At 72.3% G+C, this 18,587-nt stretch carries 17 protein-coding genes; 10 read left to right on the forward strand and 7 right to left on the reverse strand.

Going from position 1 to position 18,587, the window contains the following annotated elements; translation table 11 throughout:
- Positions 1 to 4 precede the first annotated feature (4 nt).
- Both PSH03_RS02225 and PSH03_RS02230 read right to left on the reverse strand, forming a co-directional pair.
- Positions 5 to 856: a GDSL-type esterase/lipase family protein gene (locus PSH03_RS02225; RefSeq protein WP_210781372.1), complete on the reverse strand. Its 852-nt coding sequence runs from the start codon at positions 854 to 856 to the stop codon at positions 5 to 7.
- Between the two features lie 120 nt (positions 857 to 976).
- Positions 977 to 1,570 carry an antibiotic biosynthesis monooxygenase gene (locus PSH03_RS02230; protein ID WP_210781373.1) on the reverse strand — a complete coding sequence of 198 codons (594 nt, stop codon included), beginning with the start codon at positions 1,568 to 1,570 and terminating at the stop codon, positions 977 to 979.
- Positions 1,571 to 1,692: 122 nt separating this feature from the next.
- On the opposite strand from PSH03_RS02230, the gene PSH03_RS02235 reads away from it, so the two are divergent.
- Genes PSH03_RS02235 through PSH03_RS02255 form a run of 5 tightly spaced genes read left to right on the forward strand, consistent with a single transcriptional unit; the run spans position 1,693 to position 6,259 of the window.
- On the forward strand, positions 1,693 to 1,956 hold the full coding sequence (locus PSH03_RS02235) for a DUF6343 family protein (RefSeq protein WP_091401582.1): 264 nt from the start codon (positions 1,693 to 1,695) through the stop codon (positions 1,954 to 1,956).
- A 12-nt stretch (positions 1,957 to 1,968) separates the two neighbouring features.
- Positions 1,969 to 3,384, forward strand: coding sequence for an NADP-dependent succinic semialdehyde dehydrogenase (locus tag PSH03_RS02240; RefSeq protein WP_210781374.1), 1,416 nt, complete (start codon positions 1,969 to 1,971; stop codon positions 3,382 to 3,384).
- Between the two features lie 52 nt (positions 3,385 to 3,436).
- The gene (locus PSH03_RS02245; protein WP_210781375.1) at positions 3,437 to 4,402 is read left to right on the forward strand and encodes a TIGR03885 family FMN-dependent LLM class oxidoreductase; all 966 of its coding nucleotides are present in this window, start codon (positions 3,437 to 3,439) and stop codon (positions 4,400 to 4,402) included.
- Between the two features lie 31 nt (positions 4,403 to 4,433).
- Positions 4,434 to 6,005, forward strand: coding sequence for a Na+/H+ antiporter (locus PSH03_RS02250; protein WP_210781376.1), 1,572 nt, complete (start codon positions 4,434 to 4,436; stop codon positions 6,003 to 6,005).
- Positions 6,002 to 6,259 (forward strand): UBP-type zinc finger domain-containing protein, encoded by a 258-nt coding sequence (locus tag PSH03_RS02255; RefSeq protein ID WP_091401591.1) that lies wholly within the window; start codon positions 6,002 to 6,004, stop codon positions 6,257 to 6,259. Before PSH03_RS02250 ends, PSH03_RS02255 begins: the two co-directional genes overlap by 4 nt.
- A 114-nt stretch (positions 6,260 to 6,373) precedes the next feature.
- Here the strand turns inward: PSH03_RS02255 and PSH03_RS02260 are convergent, their stop codons facing one another.
- Positions 6,374 to 7,288 (reverse strand): hypothetical protein, encoded by a 915-nt coding sequence (locus PSH03_RS02260; protein WP_210781377.1) that lies wholly within the window; start codon positions 7,286 to 7,288, stop codon positions 6,374 to 6,376.
- Positions 7,289 to 7,561: 273 nt separating this feature from the next.
- Between PSH03_RS02260 and PSH03_RS02265 the strand changes: the two genes are divergently transcribed.
- The gene (locus PSH03_RS02265; protein WP_238688091.1) at positions 7,562 to 8,218 is read left to right on the forward strand and encodes an HAD family hydrolase; all 657 of its coding nucleotides are present in this window, start codon (positions 7,562 to 7,564) and stop codon (positions 8,216 to 8,218) included.
- A gap of 66 nt (positions 8,219 to 8,284) precedes the next feature.
- Here PSH03_RS02265 and PSH03_RS02270 read toward each other — a convergent pair whose 3' ends face one another.
- Positions 8,285 to 10,894: a glycoside hydrolase family 9 protein gene (locus PSH03_RS02270; RefSeq protein WP_210781379.1), complete on the reverse strand. Its 2,610-nt coding sequence runs from the start codon at positions 10,892 to 10,894 to the stop codon at positions 8,285 to 8,287.
- Between the two features lie 275 nt (positions 10,895 to 11,169).
- Between PSH03_RS02270 and PSH03_RS02275 the strand changes: the two genes are divergently transcribed.
- Positions 11,170 to 11,895: a PP2C family protein-serine/threonine phosphatase gene (locus tag PSH03_RS02275; RefSeq protein ID WP_210781380.1), complete on the forward strand. Its 726-nt coding sequence runs from the start codon at positions 11,170 to 11,172 to the stop codon at positions 11,893 to 11,895.
- Positions 11,896 to 11,903: 8 nt separating this feature from the next.
- Here the strand turns inward: PSH03_RS02275 and hrpB are convergent, their stop codons facing one another.
- The 3 genes from hrpB to PSH03_RS02290 are packed head-to-tail and all read right to left on the reverse strand — an operon-like array spanning position 11,904 to position 15,539.
- Positions 11,904 to 14,444: an ATP-dependent helicase HrpB gene (hrpB, locus tag PSH03_RS02280; protein ID WP_238688092.1), complete on the reverse strand. Its 2,541-nt coding sequence runs from the start codon at positions 14,442 to 14,444 to the stop codon at positions 11,904 to 11,906.
- Between the two features lie 28 nt (positions 14,445 to 14,472).
- Positions 14,473 to 14,673, reverse strand: a complete 201-nt coding sequence (locus tag PSH03_RS02285) for a DUF397 domain-containing protein (protein WP_210781382.1) — start codon at positions 14,671 to 14,673, stop codon at positions 14,473 to 14,475.
- A 41-nt stretch (positions 14,674 to 14,714) separates the two neighbouring features.
- Entirely contained in the window at positions 14,715 to 15,539 is an 825-nt protein-coding gene (locus tag PSH03_RS02290; RefSeq protein WP_307850448.1) for a helix-turn-helix domain-containing protein, read from the reverse strand.
- A gap of 183 nt (positions 15,540 to 15,722) precedes the next feature.
- Between PSH03_RS02290 and PSH03_RS02295 the strand changes: the two genes are divergently transcribed.
- The 3 genes from PSH03_RS02295 to PSH03_RS02305 are packed head-to-tail and all read left to right on the forward strand — an operon-like array spanning position 15,723 to position 18,497.
- Positions 15,723 to 16,349: a GOLPH3/VPS74 family protein gene (locus tag PSH03_RS02295; RefSeq protein WP_210781383.1), complete on the forward strand. Its 627-nt coding sequence runs from the start codon at positions 15,723 to 15,725 to the stop codon at positions 16,347 to 16,349.
- A 49-nt stretch (positions 16,350 to 16,398) separates the two neighbouring features.
- Entirely contained in the window at positions 16,399 to 17,910 is a 1,512-nt protein-coding gene (locus tag PSH03_RS02300) for an APC family permease (RefSeq protein ID WP_210781384.1), read from the forward strand.
- Entirely contained in the window at positions 17,907 to 18,497 is a 591-nt protein-coding gene (locus PSH03_RS02305; protein ID WP_210781385.1) for a GNAT family N-acetyltransferase, read from the forward strand. The genes PSH03_RS02300 and PSH03_RS02305 overlap by 4 nt, the downstream gene beginning before the upstream one ends.
- Positions 18,498 to 18,587 lie beyond the last annotated feature (90 nt).

Genomic DNA, 18,587 nt, shown 5'->3' on the forward strand with positions numbered 1-18,587 from the left:
TCGTTCAGCTGGCCAGGCCGGAGGAGCGCCAGGTCACCTCGGCGATGCGGCCCTGGCCGGTGGCGTTGGGGTGGAACCAGTCCAGCGGGTTGAGCAGGTCCAGGGTGAACCGGACCTTGTGCAACGCGCCGCCGTCGTGCCGGCACCGTGCTCCGTACGCCCGGCAGGCCGCCTTCAACTCGGCGTTGTACGCGTCGATCCGGTCCCGGACGGCGGCCCGGCGGGCCCGGTCGGCGGGTGCGGTCGAGGTCGCCTCGGCCAGCAGGGCCGGGCAGATACCCCGCCGCCACGCGCGGGTCGCCCGGGCGTCGTCGTGCCCGACCTCCCAGAGTCGGTACAGGTCGGGGATGCTCACCACCAGCACCCGGGCCTTCGGCCGGCCGGTCCGCAGGACCCGCAGCCCCCGGTCGACGTCGGCCCGGAACTGCGCCACCGGCGTCATCGCGTCCACCCCGCCCCGGCAGACGTCGTTGGCGCCGACCAGCACTGTCACGTAGTCGGCGCGGTCGCGTACCGCCGCCCGGGCCTGACCCTCCAGGGCGTCCGCGCGGGCGCCGGGACGGGCATGGTTGTACGTCCGGTCGCGGATCGCCGGGTTCTGTTCGAGCAGCCGGCGGTAGTGGCTCTGCACCCGCAGCCCGTCCCCGGTCGACCAGGAGTTGCGCTCGCAGGAGGTGAGCACCAGGCAGGAGGCGAAGCCGGTGCTGATCGAGTCGCCGAGGGCGGCGATGCCGCCGGGCCCGCTCGACGGCCTGGCGCTCGTGGTGGGGCGGGGTTCCGCGGAGCTGCCACCCTCACAGGCCAGTGCGACCAGCGCCGCGAGACAGGCCAGCGCGGCGACCCAGCGTCGAGGCATGACGTCTCCCGTTCCCGCAGCACAGAGCGACAGCGCGGTAACTCTATGCGTAGGACGTGGTTGGCCGGGAAGTCGCTGTCGGGTATGCGGCAAAGTGCCGACGCGGAAGCCGTCGAGGTGCTATGCGTCCCGCCATGGTGCCCGCTGACCGTGCAGCCACCAGTGCAACGCCCTGGTGATCCGGGGCAGCACCAGATAGGTCATCAGCGGGGTCAGGCAGAGCGTCATCAGCAGCACCCGGGCCGCCAGCGGCACCGCGTCGAGGAAGCGGCTCGTCAGCAGGGTGGCGGTCAGACTCAGGGGGAAGAACGCCAGCCAGATGGTCACCGCCTGCTTCCAGCGGGGCGGCGACGCGGGCGGGGCTGGCTCCACCAGGTCCACCGAGTGCTCCAGCGGCCTGTCGAACCAGCCCTCGATCCCGGTACGCCGCTCGACCCGGGTGTGCTCCACGATGCCCTGCGCCGAGCTGAGCCACCAGTGCCGCTGTGGCGACTCCTCCCACCGGCGCAGCGTCTCGGCGTCGGCGAAGCGGTAGAGCATGTGCCACTCCGACGAGCCGGGGCCGCTCTGCACCCAGCCGGCGCCGAGAAACCCGGGAAACGCCTCGGCCAGCGCGGTGCCGGCCCGCATCCAGGCCACCATCTCGCTGGCCCGGCCGGGATCGACGCGGCGGGCGATGGAGACGGTCACCGGCACGGCGAGGGTCATTGACATGCGCCCATCCTGCGGTCGACGAGGCCGCGGCGCGAACGGATGTGCCGGAGCACACCGACGGATGCGGGTGCGCAGGCGCTCGGCACCGGTTAATCCGGCCGATCGGGGGTAGGTCGGTGGGTATGACGAGATCGCAGCCCCGGCGTGCCCGTGGCACGGTCGGCCACGCGAACAGCGCGTTGAACCTTCGGCTCACCCTCGCCAGCTTCGGGCTGGTGATCATGGTGCTCTTCGCGGTGCTGGCGTTCTGGGCCGGCATCGCCTGGCTCGGCGTACTCTGCGCGATCTTCGCGGTGGTCGCCGTGGTCGACCTGGTCGTGATCCAGCGCCGCCGCGCCGCCCGCCGCCGCGAGGAGCCGGGCGTACGACACTCGTTGTTCGAGTGACAGGAGGACGCAATGCCCCACATCGCCACCACCAACCCCGCCACCGGACAGGTGCTCAAGACCTATGAGGCGATGTCCACCGAGCAACTCGACGACGCCATCGAACGCACCGACCTCGCGTTCCACCAGCTGCGAGCGACGACCGTCGACCAGCGCGCCCAGTGGATGAACGCCGCAGCCGACCTGCTGGACGCCGAGCGCGACGAGATCGCCCGGATCATGACCACGGAGATGGGCAAGACGTACGTCGCGGCGCAGGCCGAGGTGACCAAGTGCGCCTCCGCCGCCCGCTTCTACGCCGACAAGGCCCCCGCGTTCCTCGCCGACGAGCCCGCCGACGCCGACGCCGTGAAAGCCACCCGGGCCTTCATCCGCTACCAGCCGATCGGCGTGGTGCTCGCGGTGATGCCGTGGAACTTCCCGCTCTGGCAGGTGATGCGCTTCGCCGCCCCGGCGCTGATGGCCGGCAACACCGGCCTGCTCAAGCACGCCTCGAACGTGCCGCAGACCGCGCTGCTGCTGGAGGACCTGTTCCGGCGAGCGGGCTTCCCCGAGGGGGCCTTCACCACGGTGCTGGTCGACTCGGAGGCCGTCGACCACATCCTCAGCGACCCCCGGGTACGCGCCGCGACGCTCACCGGCAGCGAGCCCGCCGGCCGGTCCATCGCGCAGATCGCCGGGCGGGAGCTGAAGAAGACCGTCCTCGAACTCGGCGGCAGCGACCCCTTCGTGGTGATGCCCTCCGCCGACGTGGACCGGGCCGCCGAGGTGGCCACCACCGCCCGCTGCCAGAACAACGGCCAGTCCTGCATCGCCGCGAAGCGGTTCATCGTGCACACCGACGTGTTCGACGCCTTCGCCGAGAAGTTCGCCGCCAACATGGCCGCGCTGCGCGTCGGCGACCCGATGGACCCGAACACCGACGTCGGGCCGCTGGCGAGCGAGCGTGGCCGCGACGAGGTGCACGCCCAGGTCCGCGACGCGGTCGACAACGGCGCGACAGTGCTCTGCGGCGGCGAGCCGCCGAGCGGCGACGGCTGGTTCTACCCGCCGACAGTGGTCACCGACCTCACCCCGCAGATGCGGATGTGGTCCGAGGAGGTCTTCGGCCCGGTCGCCGGCCTGTTCCGGGTCTCGTCGTACGAGGAGGCGATCGAGGTCGCCAACGGCACCAGCTTCGGGCTCGGCTCGAACGCCTGGACCCGGGACCCGGCCGAGCAGGAGCGCTTCGCCACCGACCTGGACGCCGGCAACGTCTTCATCAACGGGATGACCACCTCGTACCCGGAGTTGCCGTTCGGCGGTGTGAAGAACTCCGGGTACGGGCGGGAGCTGTCGGCGCTGGGCATGCGGGAGTTCTGCAACACCAAGACGGTCTGGGTGGGCGAGGGCGCCGCGTCGGCCGGCGCGGGCGCGCACGCCGAGTAGTTCGGGGCGCGGCACGCGTCAGCCGGTGCCGTCGTGGGTAGGAAGTGTGCCCATGACGTCGTTCGGGTTTCACGCCTCGCATGAGCAGATCGGTCCACGCGCCCTGTTGGAGGCGGTGATCCACGCCGAGCGGGCCGGCTTCGACGCCGCCATGTGCTCCGACCACTTCTCCCCGTGGAGCGCCCGGCAGGGCGAGTCCGGCTTCGCCTGGTCCTGGCTGGGCTCGGCGTTGCAGGCCACCGGCATGCCGTTCGGCGTGGTCAACGCGCCCGGCCAGCGGTACCACCCGGCGATCATCGCGCAAGCGATCGGCACCCTCGGCGCGATGTACCCGGGCCGGTTCTGGGCGGCCCTGGGCACCGGCGAGGCCAGCAACGAGCACATCACCGGCGACCCGTGGCCGCGCAAGGACGTGCGCACCGCCCGGCTGCGCGAGTGCGTGGACGTGATCCGGGCCCTGCTGGCCGGCGAGGAGGTCAGCCACGACGGCCTGGTCCGGGTGGATCGGGCCCGGCTGTGGACCCGCCCCGAGCAGCCGCCCGCGCTGGTCGGCGCCGCCGTCAGCGTGGCCACCGCCCGCTGGTGCGCCGAATGGGCGGACGGGCTGATCACCGTGAACGCCCCGGTGGCGCACCTGCGCGAGATGATCGACGCGTACCGGGACGCGGGCGGACGTGGACCACTGCACCTGCAGGTGCACGTCTCCTGGGCACCGGAGCAGGCCCAGGCCGAGGCGCTCGCGTACGACCAGTGGCGCAGCAACGTCTTCGCCCCGCCGGTCTGCTGGGACCTGGAGACCGTCGAACACTTCGACGTGGTCTCCGCCGACGTGCCGGCGCGGCGGATCGCCGAGGTGGTGAACGTGTCGGCGGACCTGGGTCGGCACGTCGGCTGGCTGGAGGAGTACGCGCAGCTCGGCTTCGACCAGATCGCCCTGCACCACGTCGGGAAGGAACAGCGCGGCTTCATCGACGCCTTCGGCGCGGAGGTGCTGCCGAAGCTGCGCCCGGGCGGCTGATCGAACAGGCGTACCCCTAGGCTCGTACCCCATGGAAAGCCTGTTCCCGGTCGTCGTCTTCCTGGCGATCGCCACCCTGGGCGCCGCGTTGGCCCGCCGGCTCGGCCTGCTCGCGCCGATCGTGCTGGTCGTCCTCGGCCTGGCGCTCTCGTTCGTGCCAGGCTTCCCGCAGGTGGAACTCGACCCGGAGTTGGTGCTGGTCGGCATCCTGCCGCCGCTGCTCTACGTGGCCGCGCTGGAGACCTCGGTGCCGGCGTTCAAGAACAACATCCGGCCGATCCTGCTGCTCGCGGTCGGCCTGGTGTTGTTCACCGCGTTCGTGGTCGGGTTGGTGCTGCACCTGCTGTTGCCGCAACTGCCGTTCGCGATCTGCCTTGCCCTCGGCGCGGTGGTCGCCCCACCGGACGCGGTGGCCGCCACGGCCGTCGCCCGCCGGGTCGGGCTGCCCCGCCGGGTCGTCACCATCCTGGAGGGCGAAAGCCTGGTCAACGACGCGACAGCGCTCGTGCTGCTGCGGGTCGCGACGATGGCCACCGTCGGCTCAGCCGTCGGCGCCGACAAGATCGCCATCGAGGTGCTGCGGTCCACCGGCGGCGGCATCCTGATCGGGGCGCTCGGGGCGCTGGTGTTCGGCTTCCTGCATCGGCGGATCACCGACCCGCTGCTGGACAACGCCCTGTCGCTGATCATCCCGTTCGCTGTGGTGTTCGCCGCCGAACACCTGCACGCCTCCGGAGTGGTCGCCGTGGTCGTCACCGGCCTGGTGCTCGGGCACAAGCTGCCCCAGTTGCTGTCGGCGGCGTCCCGGTTGCAGATCGGGGCGTTCTGGCGGCTGTTCCGTTTCCTGCTGGAGGGTCTGGTCTTCCTGCTGGTCGGGCTGCAACTGCGGGAGGTGCTGCGCGACCTCGACGAGCCGATCGGCTCGCTCATCCTGATCACCTTCGCGGTGCTCGCCACCGTCTTCCTGACCCGGTTCGTCTGGCTCTTCCCGGCCACCTACCTGGCCCGGTTGGTCCCCCGGGTCCGCCGCCGTGACGACCGGCCGTCGCCGAAGTTCCCGATCATCATCGGCTGGGCCGGCATGCGCGGCGTGGTGACCCTGGCCGCCGCGCTGGCCCTGCCGCTGACCCTGGCCGGCGACGAGCCGTACCCCAGGGCGTTGTTGATCTGGCTGGCCTTCGCCGTGATCGTTTTCACCCTGGTCGGTCAGGGCGCCACCCTGCCGCTGATCGCCCGCCGGTTGAAGCTGCCGCAGGACGACCCGGTGCAGGACGCGCTCTCCGCGGCCGCGGTGCAGCAGCAGGCCGGCAAGGCCGCCCAGGACCGCCTCGACGAGTTGGCCGACAGCGCACCGGATGCGGTGGTGGACCGGCTGCGCCGAGCGGTGGAGGACCGCACCAACATGGCCTGGGAACGGCTCGGCGGCGACGAGCGGGAGACCCCGTCGCAGGCGTACGGTCGGCTGCGGCAGGAGATGATCGACGCCGAGCGGGATGTGTTCCGGGCGGCCCGGGACTCCGGTCGGATTCCTGAGGAAGTGTTGGTGCGGGCCTACCGTGACCTGGACCTGGAAGAGTCGTTGCTGCGAGAGGTTGAGAAGTGAGCTGTCAGCACCTGACCGAGGCCGGTGCCGCCGAGCCGCGTACCCCCGACGAGTGCGCGGACTGCGTCGCCATCGGCGACACCTACTGGGTGCACCTGCGCACCTGTCTGAGCTGCGGGCAGGTCGGCTGCTGTGACTCGTCGCCGAACCAGCACGCGAGCAAGCACTTCGCGTCCACCGGGCACCCGGTGATCCGTTCGGCGCAGCCGGGCGAGGCATGGCGCTGGTGCTTCGTCGACGAGGAGATCGGCTGATCGTCGGCCGACGTCGAGTCGGCGCGGCTCGGTTGGCGAGCCGAGTTCAGTTGCTTGCGGCGGCGACGAGTGGGCACTCGGACGGTGCGCAGGACGGTCGTCGCCGGGCCCGGTTCAGCGGCTGAGGCCGTCGACGAGACGTTCGGTGGCGAGGCAGGAGACGAGGCATCGTTCCTTTGCGTCGCCGCTCAGCCGGGCGGTCCAGTCGGTGAGGCCGCCGTCGCCGATCTCCAGGCCGCCGCCCAGGGCGGTGATCCGCAGGGCGCACCCCGTGTAGTAGCCGCGACCGCGAGACCGCTCCGGTTCGTCCACCAGCGGCACCACATCGCCGGCGAGCGCCGGTCGGACGGTGTCGGCCAGCCGCTCCCGGATGACCCTGTTGTCGAAGGTGGTGACGTGCAGCTGTGGCGCGGCGGCCGGTGCCAGTTCGGCCAGGACGGTCCGCCAGTAGGTGAGGTGTCGGACCAGCAGTCGGGCCTGCGTGCCGCCCGAGCCGGTGTCCCGGGCGCTGGACACCAGGGCGAAGAGCCGGAAGTGCGCCGACGCGCCGCTGCCGAAATCCTGCGCCCGCAGCACCCGGTGGGCGGCGGCCAGGTGCACCTCGCTCTGTCGGCGCCGACGTACGGCCGCCTCGATGGCGAGGGCGTTGGTGGGGTCGCTCAGCACCTCGCTGGCGCGCATCGTGGTGACGATCCTGTTCTGGCTGACCGGTGCGACCGCCGAGCAGGTGCCGACCGGTACGACCGGCGACAGTTCCACTCCGGCGACGTCGGCGGGCAACAGTTGCCACATCCGGGCCTCCACCCGCGCGAGCACGCGCGGGTCGGCACGGGCCGGGCGGACGAAGCGGTCCTGGCCCCAGCGGCGTACCACCTCGGGTGGGCGTACGATCGCCGCCCGGTCGCGGGCCACGCCCAACAGCAGAGTACGTAGGTCCGCGCCGGAGAGGCCGGCCAACGCGCTCCGCGTCCCGGCCGGCATCGCCGCCCACACCCGACGCTCCGCGCCCGGCAGTTCGTCGCCATCCATGGCGTCACCATGGCTCACTCGGCGCGACCGATCCATCGGTTTTGCGGCATGCCCGGTGATTCGTTCACGTCATCAGCTCGACAGCGTCAGCCGGAGGCACCCGCCCGCCCCGGGCGGTCGGCGCACCGCCGCCTGCCCTCGATCACTTGATGGTCAGTAGCGGAAATCTCGGCGATCCAGCTACCCAACATCAAGTGATCATGGAGGTCCGGTGGTCAGTTGAACCCCCGTCTATGCTTCACCGACGGTGCGAGCGTCAAACGGGGGACGGACATGATTGACACTGTCATCTTCGATGTTGGTGGGACCATTCTCGACGAGTCCCACGAGTTCGCTGCCTGGGCCGACTGGCTCGGCGTGCCCCGGCACACCTTCTCGGCGGTCTTCGGTGCGGTGATCGCCCGGGGTCTGGACTATCAGGAGACGTTCCGGGTCTTCCGGCCCGACTTCGATCTCAGCATCGAGCTGGCGCGTCGGGAGGCTGCCGGCCAGCCGGAGTCGTTCGCCGAGGAGGATCTCTACCCGGACGCGCGGGGGTGCCTGGAGTCCTTGAAGGACCAGGGCCTGTTCGTCGGCCTGGCCGGCAACCAGCCAGCTCATGCGGAGGCGACGCTGCGCGATCTCGACCTTCCGGTGGACGTGATCGGCACGTCGCACGGGTGGGGTGTGGCGAAGCCGTCACCGATGTTCTTCGAGCGGGTCGTCGCCGCCGGTGGTGGTGTCGCGTCGTCGATCCTGTACGTCGGCGACCGGCCCGACAATGATGTGCGCCCGGCCCTGGAGGCGGGCATGCAGACGTGCCTGATCCGACGCGGTCCGTGGGGGCACATCCTCGACCCTTCCACAGTGGCCGAGCGGTGCCTGTTCCGGATCGACTCGCTGGGCGAACTCCCGAGCCTGGTGGCGAAGCACAACGCGGCCGGCGGTTGACCCGCCGGCCGCGCCATCGTGCCGTCCTGGTGACCGCCCCTCCCCGGGCGGGCACCAGGACGTCGGTCAGGTCAGCGAGCAGGCCGCTCCGTTGACAGTGACCAGGCCGGGGCTCGGGTTGGCGCCGCCGCCCGTCGTCGCGTTGAAGCCGAACGTCACAGTGCCGCCGGGTGCGATCTTGGCGTTGTACGACTCGTTGCGCGCGGTCACCGTCGCGCCGGACTGGGCGACCTTCGCCAGCCACGCCTCGCGTACCCGCTGGTCACCGGTGAACGCGAAGCGCACGCTCCAGCCGTTGATGGCCGCGGTGCCCGTGTTCTGGATGGTCAGCTGCCCGGTGAACCCGGTGCCGCCCTGCCAGGCGCCGTAGTTGGTGTAGCGCGCCGTGCAGGTGGTGGCCGGCACCGCGCCGGCGTCACCCTGGTCGGCCAGGAACGAGGAGATCCAGGTCAGCGCCGAGTTCCAGTTGATCGCCACCTCGTTTGTCGAGTACGAGTTGATGTCGTCGACGTAGCAGAACATCGGCTCGCAGCCGGCGAGGAGTTGTGCCACGAACGGGTCCTGGAGGGCCGCGTTCGGGCCACCGGCGAGGGAGCCGGCGGGCGGTCGGGGCAGGTTCGGGTCGAGCTGGTGGCCGAAGATCCGGCTGTGCTGGTTCTGCGCCGCGTGCTCTCCCCAGCCGGTGACGTAGGAGATGTTCAGGGCGTTGCGACCGAGGATGTAGTCCATGGCCTGTACGGCGCCGTCGCGGTAAACGGGGTTGCGGGTCAGGTCGAACGCGGTGGCCAGCACCACGGCGTTGTTGATGACGTTGCTGTTGCCGCCCCAGAAGTAGCTGTTGGCGTCACCGGGCATCGGCAGCCCGTACGCCTGCCGACGCAGCTCGGCGAGGTACGTGTCGGCGGCGGCGGTGACCGAGGCGCGGACCCGGGCCAGGTCGGCGGCGGGTAGCCCGTTCGGCACGGTGGCCAGGTCGAGGCGGCCCAGCGCGGCCACGCTCTGCCAGCCGAAGCCACGTGCGTCGAAGACGTTTCCGGTGTGGTGCGGTGAGGCGGTCAGGTCGGCCAGGTAGTTCTGCGCCCCGGTGGTCAGGTACAGCTCGGCCGCCGCCCAGTAGAACTCGTCGGTGACGTTGCTGTCGTCGTACGCGCCGCCGCCGGTGCCGTCGGTCGGGCTGGCGTACACCGCCGGGTGGGCCTTGGCCGCGGCGTAGGCGGTCTTCGCGGCAGTGCCGCAGCGGGTCGCGAACGCCGCGTCGTAGGGGGCGAAGAGCCGGGCGCACTGGGCGGCGGTCGCGGCCAGGTTGAGGGTGGCAGCGGTCGACGGCGGGTGCAGCTCGCGCGGCTGCGGGTCGTCCTGCGGCGAGAGCGGCAGCCCGGTCCAGTTCTGATCGTGGATCTTGTGGTGGACCATGCCGGCGAGCGGCTTGCCGGCGGGCACCTGCATGCGCAGCAGGAACTCCAGCTCCCAGCGCGCCTCGTCGAGGATGTCCGGCACCCCGTTGTCACGCTCGGGCACCCGCAGCGTGCCGTCGGCGAGTTCCGCGCCGCCGTTGGCGGTGGCCGCCGTCCTGGTCCGCTCGAAGGTGTTCAGCAGCTGGTAGGTGGCGATGCCGCCGTTGACCACGTACTTGCCGTGGTCGCCGGCGTCGTACCAACCGCCGCGCACGTCCAGCGAGTAGTCGCAGACACCCGGCTGGCAGGGCACGTTGGTGTCGCCCTGGTTGGGTGCGACGCCGAGGTGGCCGGCGGGTCGGGCGTACTCGTCGCCGATCAGGTCACCGTCGATGGCGATGCCGCTGCGCTGGGCGTAGAAGAACTGCAGCGAGTCGGAGCGCAGCTGGTCGTAGAGGGCGCCGGAGATGTCGAACGGGTGGCTGGTCTCGCCGTCCACGGTGAGCGTGAGCCCGGTGCCGGGGGTGCGGTAGCTGGAGAAGTCGACAGTCTGCACGTTCTGCCCGGAGGCGGCGTCGACACCGCGAGCGGTGGTGGTGCCACTGGCCACGACGGCGCCGGCGGCGCTGCGCAGCTGCCAGGGCAGCGCTTCGGTGGCCTCGGTGACGACAGTGGCGTTCTTCGGGCCGCCGGGAAGGTAGCCGACCTGGTTGACGCGCACCCGTGGCCCGGTGTCCGGCTCGTACGGCTCGGGCGGCTCGCCGCCGCGCAGCGAGACGTCGTCCAGGCAGATGGTCTGTGCCTGGGCGGAACCGCCGACCTGGAAGATCAGCTGGGCGCTGGGGTTGTCGTCCGGGACGGTGAAGGTCTGCTCGACCCGCTGGAGGGTGCCGGTCGCGGTGGCGTCCACTGCCGCGTACGTGGTGTACGGGGCGCTGCCGAGCTGCAACACGGCCTTCACCGCGGCGCCGGGGGTGGCGGAGACCGCGAAGCCGAGGGTGTATTCGGCGCCGGCGATCAGCGGCACGCCGTCCTGGCCGATGCCGGCGTCCCACGGATTGGCCAGCCCGCCCGCGACTGTGGTGCAGAGCTGGCCGTCGGTGACCGCCAGCGCGCCTGTGCCGAAGGAGAACCAGGGGCTCACCCCCGCGCTGAAGTCGCCGTTGTCGATCTGCTCGGGGGCGTCCGGTGGTGGGTCGGCGTGGGCCGCGCCGGCGCCCGCGCCGGTGAGGGCCAGAGTGGTCGCCGCAGCCAACAGGAGGCGGCGTCGGGATGGCGTCACGGGGAGTCCTTCCGGGACGGAAAGTGGGACGGTGGTGGTGGCACTGTGATGCGAAGGGAAGCTGGGAGCGCTCCCAGGTATCGGCTCGATGTTTCCAGTGCCGGTACGCCATGTCAATTGATCTGGTTGGATGGGTTTCAGCATCCGACGAGGGCGGTCAGCCCGAGCGGCGCTCTCCGACGCGCCGCCACCCGGACGTGAGATTGGCCGCGCCACGCGCCGTCGTCCTGATCTCCTAGAGACAACTGCGCCCTTCGCCTGGCAGGCTGCCTCCCATGACCCTGAAGCTGCGTTCCGTGGGAACGAGCGACCGTGGGCTGATCCGCAGCGGAAACCAGGACGCCCTGCACGCCGGCACCTGGCTCGTCGCCGTCGCCGACGGCATGGGCGGAATGGCCGCCGGCGACCTGGCCAGTGCCCTCACCATCGACGCGGTCGTCCCGCTGGACGTGGAGACACCCGAGGACGCCCTGGTGGCCGCGCTCGAGGGCGGCATCGCGCTGGCCACCTCCCGGATCCGGCAGGCGGTCGCCGAGGATCCCGAGCGCCAGGGCATGGGCACCACGCTGACCGCCCTGCTCTTCGCCCGTACCGGCAGCTGCCTGGCGCTCGCGCACGTCGGCGACTCCCGGGCCTACCTGTACCGCGAGGGCGTGCTCAAGCAGGTCACCAGGGACGACACGTTCGTCCAGATGCTGGTGGATCAGGGCGTGATCACCGCCGACCAGGCCAGCAGCCACCCGCGCCGGGCCGTGGTCACCCAGGCGTTGCAGGGTGACGAGGTCTCCCCGTCGTACGCGACGATGGTGCCCCGGGCCGGCGACCGGTGGCTGCTGTGCAGCGACGGCCTCTCCAACGTGGTCCGCCCGGACACCCTCACCGAGGTGCTCAGCGGCTATCCGGACCGGGACGCCTGCGCCGCCAAGCTGATCGACCTGGCCCTGCACGCCGGCGCGCCGGACAACGTCACAGTCGTGGTGGCCGACGTCGTCGAGGAGTAGGCCGGCGCTCAGCGCCGACGTGGGGTGGCGTGCCGGGTGGGTTTCGCCGTTCCCGGATCCTCCGGCCACGGGTGCCGCGGATAGCGCCCGCGCAGCTCGGAGCGGACCTGCGGATAGCCGGTACGCCAGAACGACGCCAGGTCGGCGGTGACCGCCACCGGCCGGCCGGCGGGGGAGAGCAGGTGCAGCAGCACCGGCACCCGACCGTCGGCGATGCGGGGGGCCGCCGGCCAGCCGAACGTCTCCTGGAGCTTCACGGCGAGCACCGGCGCGGCCGGGTCGCCGTAGTCCAGCCGGATCCGAGAACCACTCGGCACCTCGATCCGCTCCGGGGCCAGCTCGTCGAGGCGGGCGGCCTGCGCCCAGGGCAGCAGCCGACGCAGCGCCGACGACACGTCGACCCGCGCCAGGTCGGCGCGGCGTCGCGCGGCGGCCAGCTCCGGGCCCAACCACGTCGGCGCGGTGTCGAGCAACGAGTCGTCGCCGACCTCCGGCCACGGCTCGCCCAGGTGGTGCCGGAGGAACGCGAGCCGCTCGCGCAGCGCCCGAGCCGCCGGCGTCCAGGGCAACAGGCCCAGCCCGTCCTGGCGCAGGCCGCTCAGCAACGCGGCGGCCACCTCCGCCCGGTCCGGCCGGTCCAGCCGCCGCTGGACCAACTCGATCGCGCCCAGCCGGGTCACCTCCCGGGCCACCACGTCCCCGTCGGACCAGCCGACCTCGCGGCCGGTGCGCAGTAACGGACCGGCCGCCTCCCGGGCCGTCGCCTCGTCCACCGGGGAGGCCCGGCGGATGCGGGCCGACGGCGCGCCGGGGGTGCGGTCCGCGACCGCCACCGCCAGCCAGTCGGACCCGGTCAGCCCCGAGCCGGCCGCCAGCTCCGCGGCGGTGCCGCCGGTCATCAGGTACGCCGAACCGCCCGGCCGCCGCACCCGGGCCAGCCGTTCCGGGTACGCCAGACCGACGAGCAGCCCGGCGGCGAGATCGTCGCTCAGTCCACCCGAGCCGGTGCGGCCGGTGGCGTCGGCGTGGCCCTTCGGCGGGGCGCCGGCGGGCAGCGCGGCCCGCAGCCGGCGTACCTCGGTGCGCCAGCGGGCTGTCGCGCCCGCGTCCACGCCGGTGCGCAGCCGACGCCAACCGGCGACCAGATCGTCACCGGGGCCGGCCGCGCTCTCCTCGGCGAGCAGGGCGACCACCTCGGCGGCCCGGTCGGCGCCGACCCGGCCGGCGCCGTCGAGCAGCGCACGGGCCAGCCGTGGGTGCGCCCCGGCGGCGGCGATCGACCGCCCCCGCGCCGTGATCCGACCGTCGGCGTCGACAGCGCCCAGGGTCTCCAGGGTGTCCCGGGCCACCGTCATCGCGGCGGCCGGCGGCGCGTCGGGCAACGCGAGCCCGACGCCGTCCGGTCGGCCCCAGGCGGCCAGCTCCAACGCGAAGCCGGTCAGGTCGGCGGTGGCGATCTCCGGCTCGGCACGGGCGGGAAGCCGCTCGTGGGTCGCCGCCGACCAGCAGCGGTAGACGTACCCGGGGGCCTCCCGGCCGGCCCGGCCGGCCCGTTGGGTGGCGGCGGCGCGGGAGACCGGCACGGTGACCAGCGCGCCCAGCCCGCGGGCCAGGTCGATCCGGGGCACCCGGGACAGCCCGGCGTCCACCACGATCCGCACACCCGGGACGGTCAGACTGGTCTCGGCCAGCGCGGTCGCCAGCACCACCCGCCGTCGGTCCGCGCGACGCAGCGCGGCGTCCTGCTCGGCGCCGCGTTGACGGCCGTGCAGCGGCAGCAGCGCGACCGCGTCCCGCAGGTCGGCCAGCCGGCCGGTGACCGCCGCGATCTCGCCGGCCCCGGGCAGGAAGACGAGCACGTCGCCGTCGTGCTCGCGCAGCGCCCGGCGGACGGTGGCGGCCACGTGGTCGAGCAGGGCCCGGTCCACCGGCCCGGCCCCGGGCGGGGCGATCCGGCGCGCCGGTGGCGCCCAGATCCGCTCCACCGGGTGCAACGCCGAGTCGGCCCGTACCACAGGCGCTGGGGTGGGCCCGCCCAGCAGCGCGGCGAACCGGTCGGTGTCCGGGGTCGCCGACATCGCCAGTAGCCACAGGTCCGGCCGGAGGGTGGCGCGCGCCTCCACTGTGAAGGCGAGCGCGAGGTCGGCGTCGAGTTGGCGTTCGTGGCACTCGTCGAGCAGCACGGCACCCGTGCCGGGCAGCTCCGGGTCGTGGTGCAGCCGGCGGACCAGCAGACCGGTGGTGACCACCTCGATCCGGGTGGCCGGGCCGACCCGGCGCTCGCCGCGTACCGCGTAGCCGACCCGCTCACCGACCCGCTCGCCGAGCAGCTCGGCCATGCGCCGGGCGGCGGCACGGGCCGCCACCCGGCGGGGTTGGGCGATCACCACCCGACCGGACACCCGGTCGGCCACGGCCAGCGGCGCGAGGGTGGTCTTGCCGGTGCCCGGCGGGGCCACCAGCACACCGGCGCCGGCCGCGTCGAGTGCCGCGACCAGCGCCGGCAGCACCGGACGGACCGGCAGGTCAAGTGTTACGTCGGAGAGCACGGCCCAGTCTCGCACCGGGACGGGTGCGTCAGGAGCGACGGACCTCGGCGACGCCGAGCACGAAGGCCCGCCAGGCCGTCGCACCGAAGGCGAGCACCGGGCCGGAGCGGTCCTTGCTGTCCCGGACGGCGACCTGACCGTCGACTGTCGCGACCTCCACGCAGTTGCCGTTGCCGCTGCTGCGCGTGCTGGTGCGCCAGTCCGCTCGGGTCAGGTCGTACGCCGTCATCCGCGGTACCTCTCGTCTGCGTCGGCGTGCCGCAGAAGCGGTCACGCAAAGTTACGAGAAGCATGCTCAAGACGGGTCAACGACGCCGTCGGATCGAGCGCCATCCGGCACAGCTCCTCGTGCAGAAGGCTATACCCGAGCACATGATCGGCTCCCTCCAGAGCCAGCCCCATCGTGAGGTTATCCAGGTAAACCACTGACGCGTCGGCGGCATCGGCGAAGTTGAGGATCACGTACGGGGTGCTCATCGCGGGATGCCCGCCAGCGGTGAAGGGCAGTACCTGGATTGTCACGTTGGGTAGCTGCGCGATCCGGCTCATGTGGACCAGTTGTTCGGCCATCACCGCGGCGCCGCCGACCGGGCGCAGGAGCACCGCCTCGTTGAGGATCACCGACAGATCGACCGGGTCCTCGCGGCGCAGCACCTCCTGCCGGCGCAGTCGGGCGGCGATCTTTCGCTCCAGACCGTCCTCGCCGGCGGTGCGCCGGAATATCTCCCGGGCGTACGCCTCGGTCTGCAGCAGTCCGGGCACCGACTCGGCCTCGTACGTGCGCAGCGCCGCGGCCTCGGCCTCCAGCCCGACGTAGAACTCGAACCACTCGGGGAGCACGTCGCTGTAGTTCTGCCACCAGCCGCGCTGCTGTGCCCCCCGGGCGATCTCGATCAGCGCCTCGGCGTCCGAACCGGTCACCTGGTACAGCGCGAGAGCGGCCCGGACGTCGCGCGGTTTGATGCCGATCTGCGCGGTCTCGATCCGGGAGAGGTTGCTCTTCGACATGTCGAGCTGACGGGCGGCCACATCGAGGGTCATGCCCGCGCGTTCCCGAAGCTGGCGGAGTTCCCGGGCGATGCGGCGTCGCCGCACGGTCGGGCTGGGGGCGGGTCGGATGGTGGGAGTGGCGGTCACCGTCCGAGTCTGCCACGACAAGATCCGCAGGTCGCAGATGTACGGAGTGCAACTTTCAAATCTGGGAGTTGCGTTGCAGTAGCTGTCGGTGCATCCTTTCCCGGTCGCGATCACTGTGGACACACCTGTGCGGGAGGACCGTTGCTCATCGCCGACGAGTTCTTCCTGATCGCACACAACGACAGTCGCGGCAAGGCCAAACTGCACCCGGCGGCGACCGGGCTCGGGCTGGCCGGCGGGCTCCTCGGCGAGCTGATCCTTTATGGACATGTCACAGTCGCGGCCGGGCAGATCACCGTCATCGACCGGCGTCCGCCGGCCGACGCCCTGGCGCACACGGTGCTGGACCAGTTGGTCGGTGAGTCCCAGCACCGGGAGCTGCGCACCTGGCTGAGCTTCCTGGCCCAGAGCGCCACGACCTCGGTGGGGGAGCGGTTGGCCCGCGCCGGGGTGCTGCGCCGCCAGGAGAGCCGCCGGCTGTTGCGTACCTCGGTCAGCTACCTGCCGATCGACCTCAACGCGGTGGCCTGGCCGGCCACCCGGCTACGGGCCCTGCTGGACCGGCCGGACCCGCCGGGCGTGCCGGACGCCCTGCTGCTCGGCCTGGTCGTGGCCGCGGGGCTGACCCGCGAGGTGCTGTGGAGCGCCGGCCCCCGCGCGCACCACCGGCTGAACGTCCTCATCCCCGCGCTGCCGGCGCCACTCAAGGAACTCGTCGGGCACACCGAGGCCGCCGTCGGCGCCGCCGTGCTGCGCGGCATTCCCTGATCCCCCCCCGGTAACCCCCAACCCTCCCCTCGACAATCGGAGTAGTCGTATGCCCCCGACATCGACAGTCGACCGACCCAGCAACGTCTCCGAAGCCCTGGCCCGGGGCCGTCTCGGCATCCCCTCGGTGATCTTCTTCGTCCTCTCCGCCGCCGCGCCGCTGACCGTGGTGGCCGGCGTCGTCACCACCGGCTACGGCGTCATCGGCGTGACCGGCATCCCGCTGGCCTTCCTGCTGATCGCCGCGGTGCTCGCGCTCTTCTCGGTGGGTTACGTGGCGATGTCCCGCCGGGTGGAGAACGCCGGCGCCTTCTACGCCTACGTCTCCCGTGGCCTGGGCCGACCGGCCGGCGTGGGCGCCGCCTGGGTCGCGCTGATCGCGTACAACGCGTTGCAGGTCGGGCTGTACGGCACCATCGGCGTGGCGGCCGAGCCGGTGCTCGACCGGCTCTTCGGCGGGCACCCGCACTGGGCCGTCGTGGCCCTGGTGGCGTGGGCGTTGGTCGGCCTGCTCGGCCTCCTCCGGGTCGACCTCAACGGCATGGTCCTGGCCGCGCTGCTGGTCGCCGAGATCGTGGTGGTCCTCGTCTTCGACCTGGGACAGCTCGGCAACCCGGCCGACGGTGGGGTCAGCTTCGCCTCGTTCTCCCCGGACAACCTCTTCGTGCCGGGCGTCGGCGCGGTGCTGGTGCTCGCCGTCCTCGGCTTCGTCGGCTTCGAGTCGGCGGTGGTCTTCAGCGAGGAGAGCAAGGACCCGAAGCGGACGGTGCCGCTGGCCACCTACCTCTCGGTGGCGATCATCGCCGGGCTGTACGCGCTGTCGTCGTGGACCATGACCGTCGCGGTCGGGCAGGACCAGATCGTCGCCGAGGCCGGCGAGCAGAGCGTAGGGCTCATCTTCAACCTGGCCGCCGCGCACCTCGGCGACACCGCGGTCACCATCGGGCAGGTGCTCTTCCTGACCTCGGTGCTCGCCGCGATGATCTCGTTCCACAACACCACGGCCCGCTACACCTTCGCGCTCGGTCGGGAGCGGGTGCTGCCGGCGGTGTTCGGGCAGACCTCGGCCCGTACCGGTGCGCCGCGGGCCGCCTCGGTGGCGCAGAGCGTCCTCGGACTGCTCGTCATCCTGCTGTACGCGATCAACGGCTGGGATCCGGTGGTGCAGCTCTTCTTCTGGGTCGGCACCACCGGTGGCTTCGGTGTCCTGCTGCTGATCGCCACCACCTCGGTGGCGGTGATCGCCTACTTCGCCCGCTCCGCCGGGGGCGAGAACCTCTGGCGACGGGCCATCGCGCCCGGCCTGGCCACCATCGCGCTCTTCGTGATCATCTGGTTGGCCGTGTCGAACTTCGCCAACCTGCTCGGCGTCGCGCCGGACTCGACGCTGCGCTGGGCGCTGCCCGCCGCGTACCCGGTAGCCGCCCTGCTGGGCGTCGGCTGGGCCCTGCTGCTGCGCAGCAACCGCCCGGACACGTACGCCCGGATCGGCCTCGGGGCGGCGAGCGCCGCGGCCGCCGTCAAGCCGGAGGCCCCGGCCGCCGTGGAGGTGACCCGATGAGCGTGGTCATCGAGCAACTCGGGCCGGAGGAGACCACCCTCGTGGCGGGTCGCATCGCCGAGGCGTTCACCGTCCTGGAGGTGACGAACTGGTTGGTCCCCGACCCGAGTAAGCGGGAGGCGGTACTGGCCGGCGACTTCGAGATCCTGGTCGGGCACGCGATGCGGCACGGCATCGTCCACTCGACCGCGGACCGGGCCTCGGTCGCGGTCTGGTTGCCGTCGGTCGGTGAGCCGGCGCCGCCGCCGACGGACTACGACGCCCGACTGGCCGCCGCCTGCGGCGAGTGGACCGACCGGTTCCAGCACCTCGACGAGCTGTTCGCGGCGAACCACCCGCATCCGGATCACCACCACCTCGCGTTCCTGGCGACCCGGCCCGGCCGGCAGGGGCAGGGCTTGGGGAGCGCGCTGATGCGCCACCACCACGCCTGGCTGGACGCCAACGGGATGCCGGCGTACCTGGAGGCGAGCAGCCCACGCAGTCGGGATCTGTACGCGAAGCACGGCTACCTGGCCGGCGAGCCGTTCCGGGTGCCCGACGGGACGCCGTTCTGGCCGATGTGGCGGGAGCCGGTCAGCTCCTGACCCGACCTCACCGCCGCGCTCAGCTGTCGCACTGTCACGCCCACGTGACAATGCGGGCACGCAGGAGGGCCGGGTCCATGGACCCGGCCC

The organism is Micromonospora salmantinae, assembly GCF_022230905.1.
GTDB lineage: Bacteria > Actinomycetota > Actinomycetes > Mycobacteriales > Micromonosporaceae > Micromonospora > Micromonospora salmantinae.